21 protein-coding genes are annotated in these 20,185 nt (G+C 45.8%); 15 read left to right on the top strand and 6 right to left on the bottom strand.

Annotated elements, in window-relative coordinates; translation table 11 throughout:
- Window positions 1-237: 237 nt before the first annotated feature.
- Together NX845_RS07145 and NX845_RS07140 are read right to left on the bottom strand one after the other, a co-directional pair.
- Window positions 238-645, bottom strand: coding sequence for a hypothetical protein (locus tag NX845_RS07145; RefSeq protein ID WP_026012354.1), 408 nt, complete (start codon window positions 643-645; stop codon window positions 238-240).
- Between the two features lie 193 nt (window positions 646-838).
- Complete coding sequence (locus NX845_RS07140; protein WP_260256732.1) at window positions 839-2,170, bottom strand: ferric reductase-like transmembrane domain-containing protein; 1,332 nt, start codon at window positions 2,168-2,170, stop codon at window positions 839-841.
- A 233-nt stretch (window positions 2,171-2,403) separates the two neighbouring features.
- Between NX845_RS07140 and NX845_RS07135 the strand changes: the two genes are divergently transcribed.
- From NX845_RS07135 to NX845_RS07115, 5 genes are all read left to right on the top strand, one after another.
- Window positions 2,404-3,105: a flavin reductase family protein gene (locus NX845_RS07135; protein ID WP_102548184.1), complete on the top strand. Its 702-nt coding sequence runs from the start codon at window positions 2,404-2,406 to the stop codon at window positions 3,103-3,105.
- Window positions 3,106-3,280: 175 nt separating this feature from the next.
- Entirely contained in the window at window positions 3,281-4,072 is a 792-nt protein-coding gene (locus NX845_RS07130) for a CLCA_X family protein (protein WP_017076945.1), read from the top strand.
- A gap of 186 nt (window positions 4,073-4,258) precedes the next feature.
- The gene (locus NX845_RS07125) at window positions 4,259-4,516 is read left to right on the top strand and encodes a type II toxin-antitoxin system Phd/YefM family antitoxin (RefSeq protein WP_017061616.1); all 258 of its coding nucleotides are present in this window, start codon (window positions 4,259-4,261) and stop codon (window positions 4,514-4,516) included.
- A complete protein-coding gene (locus NX845_RS07120; protein WP_017069754.1) occupies window positions 4,506-4,772 on the top strand; it encodes a Txe/YoeB family addiction module toxin in 267 nt (88 codons plus the stop codon). The genes NX845_RS07125 and NX845_RS07120 overlap by 11 nt, the downstream gene beginning before the upstream one ends.
- A gap of 31 nt (window positions 4,773-4,803) precedes the next feature.
- A complete protein-coding gene (locus tag NX845_RS07115; RefSeq protein WP_004732884.1) occupies window positions 4,804-5,127 on the top strand; it encodes a DUF4144 domain-containing protein in 324 nt (107 codons plus the stop codon).
- 122 nt (window positions 5,128-5,249) lie between these two features.
- On the opposite strand, the gene NX845_RS07110 is transcribed toward NX845_RS07115, so the two are convergent.
- Entirely contained in the window at window positions 5,250-6,578 is a 1,329-nt protein-coding gene (locus tag NX845_RS07110; RefSeq protein WP_016766967.1) for an anaerobic C4-dicarboxylate transporter, read from the bottom strand.
- 411 nt (window positions 6,579-6,989) lie between these two features.
- Between NX845_RS07110 and NX845_RS07105 the strand changes: the two genes are divergently transcribed.
- The 10 genes from NX845_RS07105 to NX845_RS07060 all read left to right on the top strand — a co-directional run bounded on the left by NX845_RS07105 (window position 6,990) and on the right by NX845_RS07060 (window position 18,599).
- Entirely contained in the window at window positions 6,990-7,649 is a 660-nt protein-coding gene (locus NX845_RS07105; RefSeq protein WP_065605927.1) for an HAD family phosphatase, read from the top strand.
- A 185-nt stretch (window positions 7,650-7,834) separates the two neighbouring features.
- Entirely contained in the window at window positions 7,835-8,461 is a 627-nt protein-coding gene (locus tag NX845_RS07100) for an HD domain-containing protein (protein WP_108110687.1), read from the top strand.
- A 41-nt stretch (window positions 8,462-8,502) separates the two neighbouring features.
- The gene (locus NX845_RS07095; RefSeq protein ID WP_108110686.1) at window positions 8,503-9,030 is read left to right on the top strand and encodes a GNAT family N-acetyltransferase; all 528 of its coding nucleotides are present in this window, start codon (window positions 8,503-8,505) and stop codon (window positions 9,028-9,030) included.
- 120 nt (window positions 9,031-9,150) lie between these two features.
- Complete coding sequence (locus NX845_RS07090; RefSeq protein ID WP_017067459.1) at window positions 9,151-9,837, top strand: DNA-3-methyladenine glycosylase I; 687 nt, start codon at window positions 9,151-9,153, stop codon at window positions 9,835-9,837.
- A 194-nt stretch (window positions 9,838-10,031) separates the two neighbouring features.
- Window positions 10,032-10,766: a GntR family transcriptional regulator gene (locus NX845_RS07085; RefSeq protein WP_017061609.1), complete on the top strand. Its 735-nt coding sequence runs from the start codon at window positions 10,032-10,034 to the stop codon at window positions 10,764-10,766.
- Between the two features lie 496 nt (window positions 10,767-11,262).
- On the top strand, window positions 11,263-12,708 hold the full coding sequence (gene xdhA / locus NX845_RS07080; RefSeq protein WP_260256731.1) for a xanthine dehydrogenase small subunit: 1,446 nt from the start codon (window positions 11,263-11,265) through the stop codon (window positions 12,706-12,708).
- The gene (gene xdhB, locus NX845_RS07075; RefSeq protein ID WP_017061607.1) at window positions 12,701-15,106 is read left to right on the top strand and encodes a xanthine dehydrogenase molybdopterin binding subunit; all 2,406 of its coding nucleotides are present in this window, start codon (window positions 12,701-12,703) and stop codon (window positions 15,104-15,106) included. The genes xdhA and xdhB overlap by 8 nt, the downstream gene beginning before the upstream one ends.
- 48 nt (window positions 15,107-15,154) lie before the next feature.
- Window positions 15,155-16,036 (top strand): xanthine dehydrogenase accessory protein XdhC, encoded by an 882-nt coding sequence (xdhC, locus tag NX845_RS07070; RefSeq protein WP_260256729.1) that lies wholly within the window; start codon window positions 15,155-15,157, stop codon window positions 16,034-16,036.
- A 59-nt stretch (window positions 16,037-16,095) separates the two neighbouring features.
- The gene (gene guaD / locus NX845_RS07065; protein ID WP_260256728.1) at window positions 16,096-17,430 is read left to right on the top strand and encodes a guanine deaminase; all 1,335 of its coding nucleotides are present in this window, start codon (window positions 16,096-16,098) and stop codon (window positions 17,428-17,430) included.
- A 287-nt stretch (window positions 17,431-17,717) separates the two neighbouring features.
- Window positions 17,718-18,599: an AEC family transporter gene (locus NX845_RS07060; RefSeq protein WP_050632516.1), complete on the top strand. Its 882-nt coding sequence runs from the start codon at window positions 17,718-17,720 to the stop codon at window positions 18,597-18,599.
- Between the two features lie 111 nt (window positions 18,600-18,710).
- Here NX845_RS07060 and NX845_RS07055 read toward each other — a convergent pair whose 3' ends face one another.
- Genes NX845_RS07055 through NX845_RS07045 form a run of 3 tightly spaced genes read right to left on the bottom strand, consistent with a single transcriptional unit; the run spans window position 18,711 to window position 20,061 of the window.
- On the bottom strand, window positions 18,711-19,091 hold the full coding sequence (locus tag NX845_RS07055; RefSeq protein WP_260256727.1) for a carboxymuconolactone decarboxylase family protein: 381 nt from the start codon (window positions 19,089-19,091) through the stop codon (window positions 18,711-18,713).
- A gap of 58 nt (window positions 19,092-19,149) precedes the next feature.
- On the bottom strand, window positions 19,150-19,506 hold the full coding sequence (locus NX845_RS07050; RefSeq protein WP_260256726.1) for a MerR family transcriptional regulator: 357 nt from the start codon (window positions 19,504-19,506) through the stop codon (window positions 19,150-19,152).
- Window positions 19,507-19,542: 36 nt separating this feature from the next.
- Window positions 19,543-20,061 carry a hypothetical protein gene (locus tag NX845_RS07045; RefSeq protein ID WP_048669456.1) on the bottom strand — a complete coding sequence of 173 codons (519 nt, stop codon included), beginning with the start codon at window positions 20,059-20,061 and terminating at the stop codon, window positions 19,543-19,545.
- Between the last annotated feature and the right edge of the window lie 124 nt (window positions 20,062-20,185).

The following is a 20,185-nucleotide window of genomic DNA, read 5'->3' as shown; positions in this document are numbered from 1 at the left end:
GACGTGCCATCTAAGTATTGCTTAGCAATGATACATTTTAGCTCTCGGCTATATTTGGACATAAAAAGACCCCCAATAATTGGTGTCCAACTATTGGGGGTCAGTTCACTTTTCAGGCTTTTGAAATACAGTCGAACAACATTTATTGGTAGGGTTTGAAATGACTTTATGAACAAATTTTCACGATCAAGTAAATCTTATCGGGCCTCAGTGAGACAGCATAAGACATCGAAAAAATCACTTCTTATTATTCTGCTCAACCAGCTTTTCATTCCACGCTTCGTTGCCGTCTCGCTTACTGACATCATACTCAGAACAGAACTGCGATATGGTCATGTTGTTATCGCCCGTCGCTAACTTTAATGCCAACTGAACTTGTTGAAGCTTGCTTTGAAGGCGAAGGTTTTGGCCTGCCTTTGGGCTTTTTTCTTTGGCGAACTTTAAAGCGGCGTGTTTACGCTCGGCAGCGCCAGCTCGGCGATCCGCTTCTGATAATAGATATTTTAGCTGCGCGACACTCTTGCCCTTCTTAAAGGCAGGCTCAAGCAACTCAACGCATTCATCAAATGATGGATTTATAACATATGGATCAATTCTATGCGCTTGTTGACGCATCCACTCTAGCGCGAGCTTTTCATCTGACATTTTGCAATCTTTACCAATAAAACAGCCGTACATGGTATCGCTCAATAGCAAACCGCTGCAATAAAAAATTGAGTAACTTTTGCCTTTTTAATTAGAGCTTGTCGTTAAGTATCAATAACACCAAATCCAACCGCTGCCTTAACCCCGCAACGAAGAGCCAAACTTGACGCTATTGATACCTCATTCGGCCTTTTTAACGCATCACAAACAGCTCTTCGTGATAATTCTGGTCAACATTAAACTTGTACGCATCGAGTTCTTTTTTAAGCGACGTTGAGAACAACTCTGGCCCACAAAAATACAACTCATAAACGTTTAGATCACCACATTGACTCGCGATTCTCTCTGCATTTAATCGCGGAGAGTGCAAGGTATCTATTACGTTCAGCTTGACACCGACTTGATGCGCAAGGTGCCATAATTCATCGACTAAATGCTCATCGACACCACGGGTACAGTAAAACAGTTCAATTCGAGGATGAGTTTTCTCTGTTTTGAGCGCTTCAAGCGTTGCAAAAAACGACGCTATTCCGACACCACCAGCAATCCAAATTTGTGGCTTGTTTAGGTCAAACTCAAGTCGACCATAAGGCCCTTCCACCGTAACCGCATCGCCCGCATTAACTCGTTCATAAAGACCATTCGTAAAATCACCCAACTCTTTAATCAAGAAACGCAGTTCTGAATCTTCGCTTCCCGAAACAATGGTAAACGGGTGCGGGTCTTCATTACCGAAGCGTAAGTAAGCAAACTGCCCTGCTTTGTGTCCTCGCCATGATGTACTTGGCTTTAGCACTAACTCCATCACTTCAGCTTTGGGAAAGTAGCGAGTGGAAACGACAGAAGCAGAATAACGATTACGACGCCCTACAAAGCCCAATAAACTATAAATCGCCGCAACAGACCCAACCAAAGCAAATGCCACTGTTAGATAATAAATAGGTTCTCCCCAATACGCTCGTTTAAGCAGGATTACTGAGTGGAAAGCGATAAACAGGTACGCAACCGACATCAGACGGTGCGACAATTTAAACGGTTTGTACTTCACTGCCGCCCATAGTGACGCCACCAGTAAAATGAGCAACAAGTAGAAGCCCCACTCGCCAATACTCTGAGCAATACCGCGTAATTCATTGACCCATAACTCCCATCCAGTCAAAACAGCTTGCGGCCCTGAACCATCGTGTCGAACAGGCTTATCTAACACACCAGACACCACCAATGACTTAGGTATTTGGTACCACAACCAGTGTGTCACACCCAGTGCAACACCGCCGATACCGAGCCATTTATGGACTCGATATGCTTTATCCATACCTTTCAGCCAATTCTCAACCATAGGCAAACGCATCGCCAAGATCATTGTGATGGACATTAACACCAGAGACAAAATACCTGAGTACTGAATCATGGCTGAGCGCCATTCAAAGACATCGCTTGAAGCGAATAATTGCGGTTCCATCGCAAACCAAAAGGCTGACATTGTGGCAATCATTGCCCAAATGATATTGCGGACTGTTTTCATTTGTTAACACTCATAAAGACGACATCATTACTTTAGCTCCTGTGATGTAAAGGGACGTCAACGTACGTAAATCTATGCAAAGGATCTCGTTCATTGTGCTGTAGCAGAGATAAAAGAGACAGGCTGCCCATGACCAAACTAAGCACTCTGCTGATCGATAGAGGATGCTTCTGCGTAAATATGACTTGGTTAGTAAACAAGTCGTCGAAACAAAAGTGAGAAGAAGAGAAGATATGAAGGAAATGACCCTTTCAAGACAAGATATCCAAGCAATGGATCAACGTGAGCGTGCTCGTTTAATTAATTCCTTATCGGGGTTCAAAAGCGCTAACCTTATTGGCACCTGCGATAAACAAGGGCTAGAAAACCTTGCTGTGGTGAGTTCTGTGGTTCATTTAGGGTCGAATCCCCCCTTGTTTGGTTTCATCGTCCGACCTGCAGAAAGTCGCCGTCATACATTAGAGAATATCCTAGAAACTCGACACTTCACCATCAACAGCATCGGTGCGGGCTTTGTTCAAAAAGCCCATCAAACTTCCGCTCGTTATCCTAAATCAATCTCAGAATTTAACGCGGTCGGTCTCACGTCCTATTACGATGATGTGTTCCCTGCTCCTTTTGTCTTGGAAAGTCCTCTGAAAATAGGCTTGGTTTTCAAAGAACAAATCACAATTGAAAGTAACCAAACTCAAATGTTGATTGGTGAAGTTGTTACAATTCACGCGCCAAAACGTGCCGTGATGCCGGACGGCTACCTAGATTTAGAAGCGTTAGATTTAGTCACTATTTCTGGGCTAGACAGCTACCATGTCACGCAGAGGCTACATCGTTTAAGCTATGCCAAGCCAAATAAGTCGCTGTTTCCACTGACCCACGAAGGCAGCCCAACCTCATGGGAAGCTTTCGAACACAATCTAACTCATTTTGTTCGGTAATTTACTCACAAAGGTGCTAACTTTCGTTCATAAATACTATTCATAACGGTGTGGTTTAAAGAATATGGCTCAATGCCCAGCATCCGATAAGAATGCTCCACTTAATTCTCATCTAACATCTTTATTTCCACCGAACACCTTTATTTCCACCTAACCTCTTTCTCCAAGGACCCCTTTGAAGTTAACCCACTTTAAATACAAAACGCGCAAAGGCCCAGACTACCGACATGGCGATCAGGTGTCATTCATGGACATCAAACAGACCTTCGGTATGGGCAGCATCCGTGTGGGCGCTTGGGTAACGAAAGAAGAGAAAGAACTTGCTGCAAATCTGATATTCGACTCGTTAGCAGACTTGGCTTACATCTTGGCTCTGCCGCCAGAAGCGATTGGCCTTCGCGGCACGCTCGGTTTAGCCTTTGGCAGTGGCGGAAGAAAAGGTGTGCAAGCACACTACGCACCGAACCAACGAGAATTAGCCCTCGCCAAGAACGCTGGTGCTGGTGCACTCGCTCACGAGTTCTGGCATGCATTTGACCACTACATTGCCGAAAAGGCGTTTGAGATTGGCGACACCTCCGGTCCTCGCAAGCAAATCTTGTTCGCCAGTGACTGTTGGCTACACGATAGAAAGGTGCGACCTCATCCATTAAATGAAAGTTTGATGTCTGTGTTCGATGCCACACTACTCAGCGACAACAACCTAGATAAACACGATTACGTGGCTCGCAGTGTCATTGCCGACAAGGCAACGTCGGCTCGTTACTTCTCATTGCCAACAGAAATGATGGCTCGTGCCTTTGAAGCTACGATTGAATCCTGCTCAGATATCGAGAATTCTTACTTAGTCGATGGCACGACCAAACCGGATATGTTCCCTCTCTATCCAGACCTCACGCATCGCAAAGAGATTTATCAAGCGCTGCAAGGTTACTTCGCGCCGTTGGGCCGATCTTTAAGTAAATAGCATTTTGAGTCAGTAACACTCTGCAGATTTACAGTGAGTGACATGTACCATAAGTTGATCATGTGTAATCTCTGAGATAACATGTACAACAAGCGGAACATGTACAATAGTTAATTCATGAATGATTAACTATTCTGTGTATATTGAAAGATTAAACATATCCAAAAACAACAGGGTAAATAAGTGATGAATATTGTTTCTTTTACTGAGGCAAGAAATAGCCTTAAGTCTGTGCTCGATAGAGTGGTAGACGATTCTGATGTTACGGTAATAACCAGACGAGATTCAGAAGATGCCGTGGTAATGTCTCTTGACCATTTTAATTCAATGCAAGAAACCTTGTACCTAATGAGCTCGCCTAAAAACGCTGAAAGATTAGCTGAATCCATTGCTCAACTCGAAGCCGGAAATACAACCGTTCGAGAATTGAATAATGACGAATGATCGAAAGATTGTATTTACAGATAATGCTTGGGAAGATTACCTATACTGGCAAACCCAAGACAAGAAAACGCTCAAGAAACTAAATAAGTTGATTGAAGCTGCCAAAAGAACGCCCTTTGAAGGGATTGGAAAGCCGGAGCCACTAGTCGGCAACCTGTCTGGATTTTGGTCAAGACGAATCGATGACAAGAATCGATTAGTGTATAAAGCAGATGACGATAACTTTTACATAATTGCTTGTCGTCACCACTATTAAAAGCAGTAAGCAGCACATAGAAAGGGCAGTAATGATCAGTTGGCCATCTTTAGTAAAACTCGACGGTGATGATGAGCTTATTTATGTCGCGTCCGAGAACGATTTTCAGGCAGAATGCTCAGACATGATCTTGGGCGAAGAGGATTACCTCATCGATTCAGTTGGCGACAGCTATTCGCTTCAATCGAGTTCTAACCAACTGTCTCTAGCTAAACGAGCCAACCAGTATTCGGTTGAAAGCGTGACCAAACTGATTCGAAATCACGAGTTCCAAAAAGCAGAAGTGTGCCTGATGAAGATCCACTTCCTAACGATCGAAGAAGCGATTCAGTCTTTGGCTTTTGAGCCACGCTAATATTGGCTAATAATTCGAAACCTAGATTCGAATCAGAACTATCAAACAGAACAAACAAAAACAGCGCCTCACTAGGCGCTGTTTTTGTTTGTTGTCTAGCTATCTCAAAGAAAGCTAATTCATTAAGCGATAAAAATCTGTGCCAGTGCGTAGCCTAAGCAACATGCGCCGACTACACCGATCAAACCAACCGACATGAATGAGTGGTTGAAGTACCACTTACCAATCTTGGTAGTGCCAGACACATCGAAGTTAACCGTTGCGATATCTGATGGGTAGTTCGGGATGAAGAAGTAGCCGTAAACTGCTGGCATTAAGCCGATCAACAAGGCTGGGTCTAGTCCTAAGCCAAGGCCAACAGGTAGCATCATACGTGCAGTAGCGGCTTGAGAGTTCACCACAACCGATACGATGAATAGTGCTAGAGCAAACGTCCACGGGTAGTTGGTCACCATTTCCACGATGCCAGATTTGAACTGAGGCATTGCGTATTGGAAGTAAGTATCCGACATCCATGCGATACCGAAGATAGCAATTGCTGCCACCATACCCGATTTGAATACCACACCGTTTGGCACATCACGCGGGTCAGTTTTAGTTGCCAGCAAGATGATACCGCCGAAGCAGAGCATCATCATTTGGATGATCACCGACATCTTGATTGGCTTGTCGCCGTCTACGATCGTTCTGATCTCAGGCACCATCGCCACGATAACAATCACGACAATTGAAAGTAGGAAAATCAATACCGCATTACGAGCCGAAGTTGGCAACACTTCATCCAAAGACGTCGCTGTGGTGCTTTCGATACGCTTTTTCCACTCTGGATCTTTTAGACGCGCTTGATATTCAGGATCGTCGCTCAGTTCTTTACCACGTTTCAAGCTGTACAAAGAAAGTAAAAACGTACCAAACAGCGTTGCAGGAACCGTCACCATCAAAATAGAAAGCAGAGTAATAGAGTGTTGGATATCAGAAAGTTGCGCGAGGTAATAGACCACAGCAGCAGAAATTGGTGATGCCGTTATAGCTAGTTGAGACGCAACAGACGCAGCCGCCATTGGGCGCTCAGGACGAATACCATTCTTCAACGCAACATCGCCGATGATTGGCATAATTGAGTAAACCGCGTGGCCAGTACCCAATAGGAATGTCATCGAATAAGTCACGAACGGTGCTATCAAGGTGACACGTTTCGGGTTTTTTCTCAGTACCCTTTCCGCAACTTGAAGCATGTATTTCAAGCCACCAGCCGCTTCGAGGATCGAAGCACAGGTAACAACAGCGAGGATGATCAGCATTACGGTGACAGGTGGAGACGTTGGTGGCATCTTGAAGACAAACACCTCGATAACCAAGCCAATCCCAGAAACAACACCTAAGCCAATACCGCCATACCGAGACCCGATATAAAGTACGACTAATAAAAATAGAAACTCAAAATACAACATAAGCAACCTTGCTAAAAATGTGGACTAATTATATTTTGTCCTTTAGTTCAGCCTTTTACTTATTACTTGGTCACACTATGATTGCAGGCTTCCGTTAATTGTTTTTTATAAGATTATGGTCACGCTAACCGACCTGTAAGTTTATGAATTGTAATAGGAAGCTAGGCACTCAACCGAGATTTGTTATGTATGATAGCCATTATTGTGTCTGTTAGAACCGCATGACCTATCAAACATCAGACTCATAACTGAACGATATTATTCCAACGCAAGTTAATCAGGTTTCGCCTCATCTAGAAGCATATTACCGAGACAATTCGTCATATTCTTACTGAACACTGACTCGCCTATCTCCAGGCACTATGTCAAAATACTCGCCCTCACGACGACAACACAGAAAGAACCACGGATATGAATTTTCAAGCTGCTATTTTTGATATGGATGGACTGCTGCTCGACACCGAGCGACTTTGTATGCAGGTTTTTGAAGAAGCATGTCACGCGCAAGGCGTTCCGTTTTTGCAGGATGTTTACCTAGGCATCATTGGCTGTAACGCAAAAACCATCGAACAGATTTTTAGAAATGGCTACGGTGAAGGGCTAGATTACCCAGCGCTGAACAACGAATGGCGCACACGCTACAGTGCGATTGTTAAGCACCAAGCTATCCCAGTAAAAGACGGCGTGATTGAGCTTCTTGAGTGGCTGAAATCAAACGACATTCCAATCGCGGTGGCGACCTCGACTCAGCTTGATATCGCTAAAAAGAAGCTTGAGCTGGCTGGCCTAGATTCTTACTTCACCTCACTAAGCACAGGCTGTGAAGTGACCAACGGTAAACCTCACCCCGAGATCTACCTGCTAGCGGCAGAACGCCTAGGTGTTGCCCCAGAAACCTGCCTAGCGTTTGAAGACTCAAACAACGGCATTCGCGCTTCTATGGCAGCGAACATGATCAGCTTCCAGATCCCTGATTTAGTAGAGCCATGTGAAGAAGTAAAAGCGCTTGGACACACTATCAGCCCTTCTCTGCATCATGTGTTAGCAAAACTTCAACAAGCTGCAGCTTAAGCTCTGATTACCGTTGATAACGCTTTAATCAACACAGAATAACCTTTCTATTAAGCCGACTCACAGAGTCGGTTTTTTTGTGGGTATTCCTTTTATAAAAGATAAAAACTCGCGCTTGAAACTGTTAAAGTCGATGTGAAACGATGGAAATCGAGAAGCAATATTGATCATGGAGAAAGGGACGCGTGATAGAAAAATTTGAAAGCCAACTGCTTGATTTTGCAAAGCAAGAGATGACACAAGATGCAGCGCACGATATCAGCCATATTAAGCGCGTAGTCAAAACCGCCAAGGCTTTATGTACTCAAGAACAAGCTAAGCTTGAAGTCGTGCTGCCCGCCGCTTACCTTCATGATTGCTTCACCTTTCCAAAGAACCACCCAGACCGCGCTCAAAGCTCACAAATGGCAGCAGACAAAGCCATCTCTTATCTCAAATCTATCGAATATCCTGCGTCCTATCTTGATGAGGTCCATCATGCCATTGTCACGCACAGCTACAGCGCCAACATCACACCTGAAACGTTAGAAGCTCAAATCGTCCAAGATGCCGATCGCCTAGACTCTCTCGGTGCGATTGGTATTGCACGCTGCCTGTATGTGGGTCAGAGTTTTAACGCAGAGCTCTATAACCACGAAGATCCATTCGCTGAACATCGTGACTTGGATGACAAGCATTACAGCGTCGACCATTTCTACGTGAAACTGTTTAAGCTGGCTGGAACCATGAATACAGAATCCGCCAAGTTAGAAGCCAACAAGCGCACTGACTACATGCGTGGTTTTCTCTCTCAATTAGCGACAGAAGCTTAACGGCTTAGAAAACAGACACACGATAAGGAAGAGGGAAGGATATGGAAATAAACCGTTTTAAAGCATCCGACGCCGAAGAGATCGTCACTTGGTTTACATCCCTAGAAGACTACGTGCTGTGGGGCGGACGAACATTTGGTTGGCCATTGGAAGCTGCCTCTATCATCGAACGCTCTCAAGAGCCACATGTCGAGCTATATACCTTCTCAGCATCTAAGTCATACTTTGAACCGAACACCGATTCAAACGCCAACTCAAACGCCAGGGACTTGCTTGGCTTTATGGAATTCCAGCGCATGTCTGACAATGAACTTCGCTTTTGCCGGGTCGCGATTCACCCAAACCAACGAGGCAAAGGGCTTGGGCAATCCATGATAGAAAGTGCATTAGAAGCGGCGAAAGAAATACCAGATGTCACGACCATTACCTTGGCGGTATTTAAGCAAAACCACGGCGCAAAACGCTGCTACGACAAAGCAGGCTTTCAGGTGGTCGACAAAGAGCCGAGCGTGAAAGAGTTCAATGGTAAAACATGGCCCTTGTATCAAATGGAATTAAAGCTCAGCTAGTTTGTTTTAATTGTCAGACTGGTTTTAGTTAACAGACTTGTTTTAATTGCCAAATTTGACCCCATATCATTAAGCATTAGCTACACACTCAAGATACACAGATGTAATTTGGAACCTTCAATGACCCAAGAAAAATTCGACACCATTTACCAACGTGCAGCACACCGTAAAGGTGGAGCTGCCGAGCTCGAAAAGATTGTTCGTGCGCCCCTTTCACAAGCTGAGCTATCACAAATCACCGACGATCGTTGGCTAGCCGCCTTTACCGAAAAGGTATTCCAGTGTGGTATTTCATGGAATGTGGTGAGAAAGAAGTGGCCGCAATTTGAAGAAGTGTTCTTTGAATTCAATATCGAAAAAATGCTGATGCTGCCGAATGAAATGTGGGAACAGAAAGCACAAGACCCGCGTATTATTCGCCACCTTACTAAGGTGATGACCATCCCTGCCAATGCCACCATGATTCACAACGCCAAGCGTGAAGCCGATTCATTCTCACAAATGGTTGCCGACTGGCCATCAGAACGTATCACCGAGCTGTGGGATTACCTGAAAAAACACGGCAAGCGATTAGGTGGTAATACTGGTGCCTACACTCTGCGCCAAATGGGTAAAGACACGTTCATCTTATCATCAGATGTTGAAGCACACCTACGCAGCACAGACGTGGTTGATAGCGGTCGTAACACCAAGCGAGCACAACTGGCAGCGGGTAAAGCTTTCAACGAATGGCAGCAACAGTCAGGTCGTAGCCTGAGCGAAATCAGCCAGATCGTTGCCTACAGCTGCGGTGATAATCGAGTTTAGTTAAATAAAAAATGGCTTAAAGATAAAGATTGCACACAGTTCCCTGCAAACAAAATGTTATAAGTCATTAACAAATAAGCGTGCATCGCACTTTCATCCGGTGGCATTGTATAGATAAATGTATACAATATAGAGTAATACTCATGAATTATTCTCGACCAACCCAACTCGACTAAACAAGGGTCCTTATCTCTATGACAGTTCTCAAAAACTCTGTCTCCAAAGGTGTAAAAACGAAAGTAACAGGCCAGACTCAAGACGATGTTGTTTACTGCCATATCTTCGACGCGATACTAGAACAAAGGCTGCCACCAGCCACCAAATTAAGCGAAGAAGCCCTAGCAGAAATCTTTAGCGTTAGCCGCACCATTATCCGCCGTGCCTTACTGCGTCTTTCTTTAGAACAAGTTGTGGTGATCCGTCCTAACCGAGGAGCTGTGATTGCTGCGCCAACGGTTGACGAAGCCAAACAGATCTTTAAAGCACGTGAAGTGATGGAAATTGCTATCACTGAGCTGGCGGTAAAAAACGCAACCAAAGCTCAAATAGAAGAATGCAGAAAATTAGTCGCAAAAGAGAACTGTGCTTTCGACCAAGGTGATTACGGTTCTGGTCTACGCTTGTCTGGCGAGTTTCACATCAAGCTGGCTGAAATGGCTGAGAACGCACCACTGCTGGCTTTCCAACGCAGCTTGGTGTCGCAAACCTCATTGCTGATCGCTCAATACGAAACGGGCAATCACTCGAACTGCTCTCTAGACGAACACTCTGGCTTGCTGGATGCGATAGAGTCAGGCAACGAACAACAAGCTGTAGAATTGATGCAAGAACATCTAAGCCATATTCGTTCGAAGCTCAACCTAGACAGCAGCACGGCTTCTAGCGACCTGCATGTCGTGTTCTCTGATCTGCTTAAGAGCAAGTCATAGAAGATTCAACAAGCGATTAATAACCATCTGTTAACAGCTTTTTGTTAACAACTTTTTGTTAACAGCTTTTTGTTAACAGCTTTTCGTTAACAAAATTGGAGAGAAGTAAGCCTTAGTGTTTACTTCTCTTTTTTATGCCCTCTCCTCTAAAAACAAATACGACGATCGACTCACATCCATCTAAAAATACTGTCTATTCTGCCCTCAACAACGATCTTAGCCTCTATAGAATCACTTCCAACAGTGCCATAAGCCCTTCCTTTATCTTGTATACATAGCTATCAATTCATTCACACCATAAAACTGTTCGCCTTTAACTCAACCCCTTATAAAACAAGCAAATAAAGTTAAAATAAAATTGTACACAATCTCCATAAAAGACTATTTGTTGCATTTTTGTAAATAAATAGTTGACCACAGGGTCAGGATGGATAATTATTGACCTAGAAGTCAAAAAGAATACACATGGAAATATGTCGATTTACAAGGAGGTCTCTTGATTACTTTTTTGCTCAATCAGGAAATAAGACGTGAAGATAATCTGTCGCCAAATATGACAGTGCTCAACTACCTTCGTACCAAGGTTAATAAAACCGGTACCAAAGAAGGTTGTGGGTCGGGTGACTGTGGTGCATGTACGGTAGTTCTGGGTGAAGTGGTTGATGGACAGCTGCAATACCGCTCGGTGAACTCTTGCCTGACGTTCGTTTCAGCGCTGCATGGAAAGCAACTGATCACAGTAGAAGATCTACAAAACCGAGATCGCTCTTTGCACCCCGTCCAGAAAGCGGTGGTGGATTTTCACGGTTCACAGTGTGGTTACTGCACGCCGGGCTTCATCATGTCGATGTTTGCCCTAGGCAAGAACAAACCCGATGCGAGCAAAGAAGACGTCATGGAATCACTGGCGGGTAACCTATGTCGCTGTACAGGCTACCGACCAATTGTTGATGCTGCGATGTCGCTTTCAACAGACCAACCTTTGATCGACCAATTTGCTGAGCTTGAACGCAACACCATCAAGAAGCTAGAAGGTATTCAAGACACCGAGGCCAACTTACGCCTTGGTCACCTCACCGCTTTTTCCCCGAAAAGCACCGATGAGCTGGCCAAGCTTTTTCAAGCACACCCTAACGCTAAGCTAGTCGCTGGCGGTACGGATTTAGCGCTAGAAGTCACGCAGTTCCATCGCGAAATCGAAACACTGATCAGCGTAAATCTTGTTGAAGACATGAAGGTATGCGAAGAAACCGACACCGATTTAATTATTGGTGCCAACCTGCCTATCAGTGACTCTTACGCACTACTGAAAAAACACTACCCAGATTTTGGTGAATTGCTACACCGCTTTGCATCACTGCAAGTGCGTAACCAAGGTACCATTGGCGGTAATGTGGCGAATGCCTCACCTATCGGTGATACCCCTCCTCTGCTGATTGCTTTGGACGCGAAAATCAAACTTCGCTGCGGAGACGAGTCACGCACGATGCCGATTGAAGATTACTTCATCAGCTACAAAGTGACGGCGCAAAAAGAGAGTGAATTCATCGAACAGATCATCATTCCTAAGCCAACCAACGACAGCTTCCGAGCTTACAAAGTGTCGAAACGTTTAGACGATGACATCTCTGCGGTGTGTGGCGCGTTTGATATTCAAATTGAAGATGGCAAGGTTTCTTACGCTCGTATCGCTTTTGGCGGTATGGCAGCAACGCCTAAGCGTGCAACTCGTTGTGAAAATACGTTATTAGGCAAACCGTGGACAGAGGCTAATATTAAGTTAGCTATGCAGGAACTGTATAACGACTTTGAGCCGCTATCTGATTTCCGTGCAAGCCAAGAATACCGTTCATTGTCGGCGGCCAACATGCTGCGTCGCTACTTCATTGAACAACAGAACAAAAACAACCAAATCGAAACAAGGGTAACGTCTTATGTCTAAATCAAATTCCTCTGTTCACAAGAGCAATGCGATGACCCACGAAGAGATGGTTACCATTGCAAAACAAGACCTAAAAACTGGCGTAGGTAAAAGCGTTAAACACGACAGTGCAGCCAAGCAAGTAACGGGCGAAGCGGTATACATTGATGACCGCCTAGAGTTCCCAAATCAGCTGCATGTATACGCACGCCTGAGCACGCAAGCGCACGCTAACATCACCAAAATAGACCTATCACCGTGTTACGAATTCGAAGGTGTGGCAATTGCTATTCAAGCGAAAGACGTACCGGGTGAACTGGATATTGGTGCAATTCTTCCGGGCGACCCACTGCTTGCTGATGGCAAAGTAGAATACTACGGCCAACCTGTGATTGCCGTGGCAGCTAACGATTTAGAAACCGCACGTAAAGCCGCACACGCTGCAATCATTGAATATGAAGAACTGCCTGCGATTCTTGATGTAAAAGAAGCGCTAGAGAAAGAGCACTTCGTCACAGAAAGCCACACTCAACAACGTGGTGACTCGAAAGCCGCACTGGCAAAAGCGAAACACGTGATCTCTGGTGACCTAGAGATCGGCGGACAAGAGCACTTCTACCTAGAAACTCAAATCAGTAGCGTGATGCCAACCGAAGACGGCGGCATGATCGTCTACACCTCTACACAGAACCCGACCGAAGTTCAAAAGCTGGTTGCGGAAGTGATTGGCGTGCCGATGCACAAAGTCGTGATTGATATGCGTCGTATGGGTGGTGGTTTCGGGGGTAAAGAGACTCAAGCAGCCTCTCCAGCGTGTATGGCCGCGGTAATTGCTCACCTCACCGGTCGTCCAACCAAAATGCGTCTGCTACGTAACGAAGACATGCAGCAAACTGGTAAACGCCACCCGTTCTACAATCAATATACGGTCGGTTTTGACGACAATGGTGTGATTCAAGGTGCCGACATTACCGTTGCAGGTAACTGTGGTTACTCACCAGACTTATCAAGTTCTATCGTCGATCGTGCGATGTTCCACTCAGACAACGCCTACTACCTAGGTGATGCAACTGTGGTTGGTCATCGATGCAAAACCAATACCGCATCGAACACCGCTTACCGTGGCTTTGGTGGCCCGCAAGGCATGATGACCATCGAGCACATCATGGACGAGATTGCGCGTTACCTGAAAAAAGATCCTTTGGAAGTACGTAAGGCGAACTACTACGGCGAAGAAGGCCGTAACGTGACCCATTACTACCAAACCGTTGAAGACAACTTTTTACCTGAGATAACCGAACAGCTTGAACGCAGCAGTGACTATCACGCACGTCGTAAAGAAATCGCTGAGTTCAACAAGCAAAGCCCTATCTTGAAGAAAGGCCTTGCTATCACACCGGTGAAATTCGGCATCTCGTTTACTGCGACTTTCTTGAACCAAGCAGGTGCGCTCATCCATATCTACACCGATGGCAGTATTCATTTGAATCACGGTGGTACGGAAATGGGGCAAGGCTTGAACATCAAAGTGGCACAAATCGTTGCACAGGAGTTCCAAGTCGATGTCGAACGTATCCAGATCACCGCTACAAACACAGACAAAGTTCCGAACACATCACCAACCGCAGCCTCATCGGGCACCGACCTCAACGGTAAGGCCGCGCAAAACGCCGCAATGACCATTAAGCAGCGCCTGATTGACTTCGCTTCTTCGCACTTCAAAGTGTGGCCTGAAGAGGTGGTATTTAAGAACGGCATGGTGCAGATTCGCGACGAGATCATGACCTTCAACTCATTTGTTGAACTGGCTTGGTTTAACCAAATCTCGCTATCGAGCACTGGCTTCTACCGCACTCCGAAGATCTATTACGATCACGAGAAAGCACGCGGTCGCCCGTTCTACTACTACGCATACGGAGCATCTTGTTCAGAGGTTATCGTCGATACCCTAACCGGTGAAAACAAGATTCTACGTGTCGATATTTTGCATGACGTGGGCGCTTCATTGAACCCAGCAATTGATATCGGCCAAGTCGAAGGTGGCTTTGTGCAAGGTGTTGGTTGGTTAACGACGGAAGAGTTGGTTTGGAACCAGCAAGGCCGCTTGATGACCAATGGTCCTGCGAGTTACAAGATCCCAGCGATTGCTGATATGCCAATTGATTTCAGAACGCATCTTTTAGAAAACCGTAACAACCCAGAAGACACCGTATTCAACTCGAAAGCCGTGGGTGAACCGCCTTTCATGTTGGGTATGTCGGTATGGAGCGCACTGAAAGATGCCATTAGCTATGTCGCCGTCGATGGCGCGATTCCTAAGCTCAACACACCTGCAACGCCAGAACGTATTCTGATGGCGATTCAGGAAGTCACTGAAACGGCTCCGACTTCGGTCGATGCTCAATCAGAAACGGCTTAATAAGGCTCATGATAGCTTGGGAAGTATAGAAGGGATTTAGGAGGACGTATGTTTAAGGATAATTGGATTCACGAACTGGCAAAACTGGAAGAGAACTACGAACCGTGTGTAATGGTGACAGTACTTGAAGACAGAGGCTCCGTTCCACGCGATGCGGGCACCAAAATGCTTGTCACTCGTGACCGAATCATCGCTACGATTGGTGGTGGTCACCTTGAACATGTGGCCACTAAAATGGCGCGTGAAATGCTGATTGCCAGCGAGAAATCACTCAAAGTAGAACGCTTCAATCTAGGTGCTCGTTTAGGCCAATGTTGTGGCGGAATGGCAACGTTAAGCTTTGAACCGATTGGCACTCAACAGAACCACCTTGTGCTGTTCGGCGCAGGCCATGTTGCCAAAGCGCTGCTGCACATTGTGGCGACTCTGCCCTTCCGTGTGACCTGGATTGATGAACGTGACGAAGTGTTCCCTGAAACGCTGCCACACGGTGTTAAAAAGCTTGTCTCAGACGACCCAGTCGGTGAAGTGAAACACATGCAACCAAACAGTTATTACCTTGTGATGACCCACAACCACCAGCTCGATTTTGACCTAACCAAAGCGATTATTGACCGTGAAGACAGCCGTTACTTTGGCATGATCGGCTCGCTTACCAAGCGTAAGAAGTTCGACTTCCGCTTAGAGCAGCGCGGCTACAGCCAAGAACAAATTGAAACCATGCTTTGCCCGATTGGTATAAGTGCGGTGAATGGCAAACACCCTGCCGAAATTGCGGTGTCGGTTGCGGGTGAACTGATCGCACACTATCAAGGCCAAGCACTTGAACAAAAGCGCCCAACCAAACAATATCGAAATCAGGATTTGACCGATCAACACAGTCAACCAAGCGACGTAGGCGAACCACCATTGGAAGAGAAGATCGCCTAACACAAGTCGCAAAGCTTCAGTGGCCATAACGTCGCTGAAGTCATTAAAAGGAAGTAAACATGACAACGCAACGCAAAGCTTATCGCGCCAGCATTTTACACAGCGTCGCCGACCCAAAAGATGTCGGTATCGATGAGTCTTACGACTATTTTGAAGACGGTGTTTTAGTGGTTGAGAACGGCCATGTCGTCGACTTAGGCCATGCCGATGAGGTATTGGCTCGCCAACCTAAAACACTCGAAGTAAAAGAATACAAAGACAAGCTGATCACCTCTGGCTTTATTGATACGCACATCCACTACCCTCAAACAGGGATGATCGCGTCTTACGGTGAACAGCTACTAGATTGGTTAGAGAACTACACCTTCCCAGAAGAAAAACGCTTTAAAAACCCAGTCTACGCACACAAAGTGGCGAAGCTATTCCTAGACGAATTGGCAAGCAACGGCACCACCACGGCACTCGTGTTCGGCACGGTACACAAAGAGTCGGTTAACGTTTTCTTTGAAGAAGCTGAGAAGCGCAACCTACGTATGATTGCGGGTAAGGTTTTGATGGATCGCAATGCGCCTGATTACCTCACCGACACGCCAGAATCTGGCTACGCCGACTCCAAAGAACTGATTGAGAAATGGCACAACCGCAGCCGTTTGCTTTATGCCGTGACACCTCGTTTCGCGCCAACCAGTACACCAGAACAATTGGCTACCGTTGGTAAATTGCTAGAAGAGTACCCAGATGTGTATATGCACACGCACCTTTCTGAAAACGAGAAAGAGATTGAATGGGTAAAAGAACTGTTCCCAGAGCGCGACAGCTATTTGGATGTGTATGACCACTATGGCCTACTGCACAAACGTTCGGTTTTCGCCCATGGCATTCACTTGTCTGATTGCGAATGTAAGCGCCTAGCCGACACGGAATCTGCCATTGCTTTCTGCCCGACCTCTAACCTGTTCTTAGGCTCAGGTTTATTCCGATTACCAGAAATGGAAGAGCACGGCATTCGTGTTGGTATGGGGACTGATGTCGGCGCAGGCACTAGCTTCTCAATCCTACAAACCATGAGTGAAGCCTATAAGATCATGCAGCTTCAACATAAGAAATTGCACCCAGCTAAGTCGCTATTCTTAGCCACATTAGGTGGTGCACGTTCACTGCATTTAGAAGACAAGATTGGCAACTTGGAAGTAGGAAAAGAAGCCGATTTCGTGGTGTTGGACTTACACGCCACACAATTGATGCGCTTTAGAATGGAACAAACCACCAAGCTTGAAGAAAAACTTTTTGTATTGATGAGCTTAGGTGACGACAGAACCGTTAGCGAGACTTACATCTATGGCGAAAAGGCCTACGATGTGAACTTCAAAGATTACAAAAAGCTCGTTAGTTAGGCTTAAAACCGAGTAACAATCGCTAGACAACGACAGCCGTCGTTAATTAAAAATCCGTCCAGATTTATCTAGCCTTTAAAGACCAGTTGCTGATGCCACTGGTCTTTTTTGTGCTTCATTCAAAGAAATATAAATTAACCGCTCACAGACAACGATCTTCGGTGACGCCAAGTCATTATATTGATAGGTTAATGTTTATACATTTCGACTTCATACTTCACTTTAGCGTCTCTCTCGAACATTCGTTTCTCAGCTAAATGGAAGCACTCAATCTAGAAAGGAATTCTATGTTCGAACAGGTCGTCAGCATTCTGTTTCCCGTTTTTGCTTTAGCCAGTGCTGGCTTTGCGGTAGGTCGTTGGCTCAAGCCCGATTTCAAACCGATCAATCGCATCAACATGGATGTTTGTATTCCTGCTTTGGTGTTTGCATCGCTGACCACCATGCCCCTCGACACTGAACAACTGCCACTCATCTCTGCCTCTTTGGTGGCAGTGCTAGTGCCCGCACTGTTGATGATTCCAATCTGTAAGATCTTTAAGCTCAACTTCAAAGCTTGGGCGCCGCCACATATGTTCCGCAACAGTGGCAACCTGGCCATTCCCCTGTTCACCTATACCTTTGGTGAGAGTGCATTAGCCCCTGCGGTATTGCTGTTTGTGGTATCGGCATGCGTGCACATTAGTGTCGGTTTAGCGCTACTAAGCGAAGGTAATCCGATCAAACAGATCCTCAAGATGCCGATATTCTTAGCCGCAGCGTTAGCGATGACGCTCAACCTGTCTGGCATTGCAGTATGGAATCCAATCTACGAAGCAACATCGCTACTCGGCCAAGCAGCCGTGCCCATCATGCTGTTGTCGTTGGGTTCGCAAATGGTGAACTTGAAGCTAAGCGGACTCAAAGTTGGCTTGCTGTGTACGGCTCAATCGCTGTTTACTGGTGCCATCGCCTTCGCCATCATCTACTTCTTTATCCCGCTGCCAACGCTGCACCTACAAATGATGGTGCTGTTCACCATGCTGCCACCTGCCGTGATGAACTACCTGTTCGCTGAACGGTTCAATGTCGAGCCGCCTAAAGTCGCATCTATGGTGTTGTTCGGCAACTTCCTAAGTGTGGTTACCTTGCCTATTTTACTGTCGTTCGCGCTGTCTATGTCATCTTAAAGAACCGCGAACCTTCAGGTTTACGACCTTGAAAACTTAGCCAATCAATAAAAAGGGAGCGCAACTTAGCAAAGTTGACGCTCCCTTTTCAGACTATATTTTCTATTTATCTCAAGCTGTGCCTCTCTCCGCAAGCACCTCTTTAAATGCGAACATGCCATTTAACGCCGCTGGGAATCCCGCATACACCGACATCTGCAATATCACTTCTTTAATCTCTTCCTCGCTGCATCCGACGTTGAGTGCCGCATTCAAATGCACCTTAAGCTGAGGGGCACAATTGCCGAGTGCGGTAAGGGCGGTGACGGTCGCGATCTCTCGCGATTTCAAATCCAAGCCGGGGCGTGAATAGATGTCACCAAAGGGATACTCGATAGTATATTTGGCAAGATCAGGGCAGATGTCTTGCAGGCTTTCAATAACCCGTTGCCCTGCTTCTCCGTCGATATGATTAAGTCTTTCTAAGCCGATGTCGAAACGTGATTGATTCATAGGTTTGTTCCTTTTTATGATTGACAGGAACACCTTACAAGTTAGAGTCGACTCTAAGTCAACGGACTTTTCCATCTCGATACAAACTAATTTTTTGCTCTAGCGCAGCCAGATGCTTTTGCTGTTCTTCGATATGGGAACGCAAATTCTGTTGATGTTGTTCGAGCAACACTTGGCGCTGCGAAGTCGATTCTGGCCCTAACTCCCTTAGCTTTGCGTATTCTAAAATCTCATCCAGTGGCATTGCGGTGTCTTTTAAGCGCTTCACGAACTCAATCCAGGTAACGTCCTTCGATGTATAGACTCGATGACCGCTACTGTTCCGATGAACATTTTTCAACAAGCCGATTTTTTCATAGTAGCGAAGCGTGTGAGCCGACAAACCCACCAACTGAGAAAACTCACTCACATTCATTACTTCACCTTTTCTATCTGGGTACAGGAACTCAAACTATGCGCACTTATCTAATTTGAGCTCTGCGGTGACTTTCGTCAAACGTAACGCAATCGCAAAACACACTAAGTAAGGGCTCACATACCAAAAGATACTTTCTAGTGGCTGCTTCACCTGCGCTTCTCTGGTTTTTATGTATTGGTTTTTCTGCTTCTCATACTGACTCAACATACCATCCACCCACACTGCATCACTTTCAACCAGCGACACGCTAGGCGCAGGAACCGTAAAATCCGATGCGTTGGGTAACAAGGTAAAATCGACATCTTTGAACGTGATCGCCGTATTCAAATACCACAAACACGCTTCGTGGTGCTGAGCGTGATTATCTAAAGATGGCTGACCAGTGCAGGTATCACTTCTTAATTTATCCAAAGAAAACTGCTGAACCGATTCTAAAATCGCGACCGCTCTGGTTTGTTCTGTTTCAACCCAATCACCCGCTACTTTCGCACGAATCTCAGACACTGCACCCAGCATCCCGATACCCGCCAAGAACGGCCATAAATAATCCATAAGCTTCCACTTGCGTCGGCTCAAGTTGAACCCACACCAAATCGGAAGATGAAAAAGGAGCGTTAGCCCAAGAGATAGCAAAACGAAATTCAAGGAGCTAGAGAGCATGAGTTCGCTATCAAAG

The sequence above is a fragment of the Vibrio sp. NC2 genome (genome assembly GCF_025195005.1).
Lineage (GTDB): Bacteria > Pseudomonadota > Gammaproteobacteria > Enterobacterales > Vibrionaceae > Vibrio > Vibrio splendidus.
The sequence above is the reverse complement of the archived record's forward strand: the minus strand, read 5'-3'. Positions and strand labels throughout refer to the sequence as shown.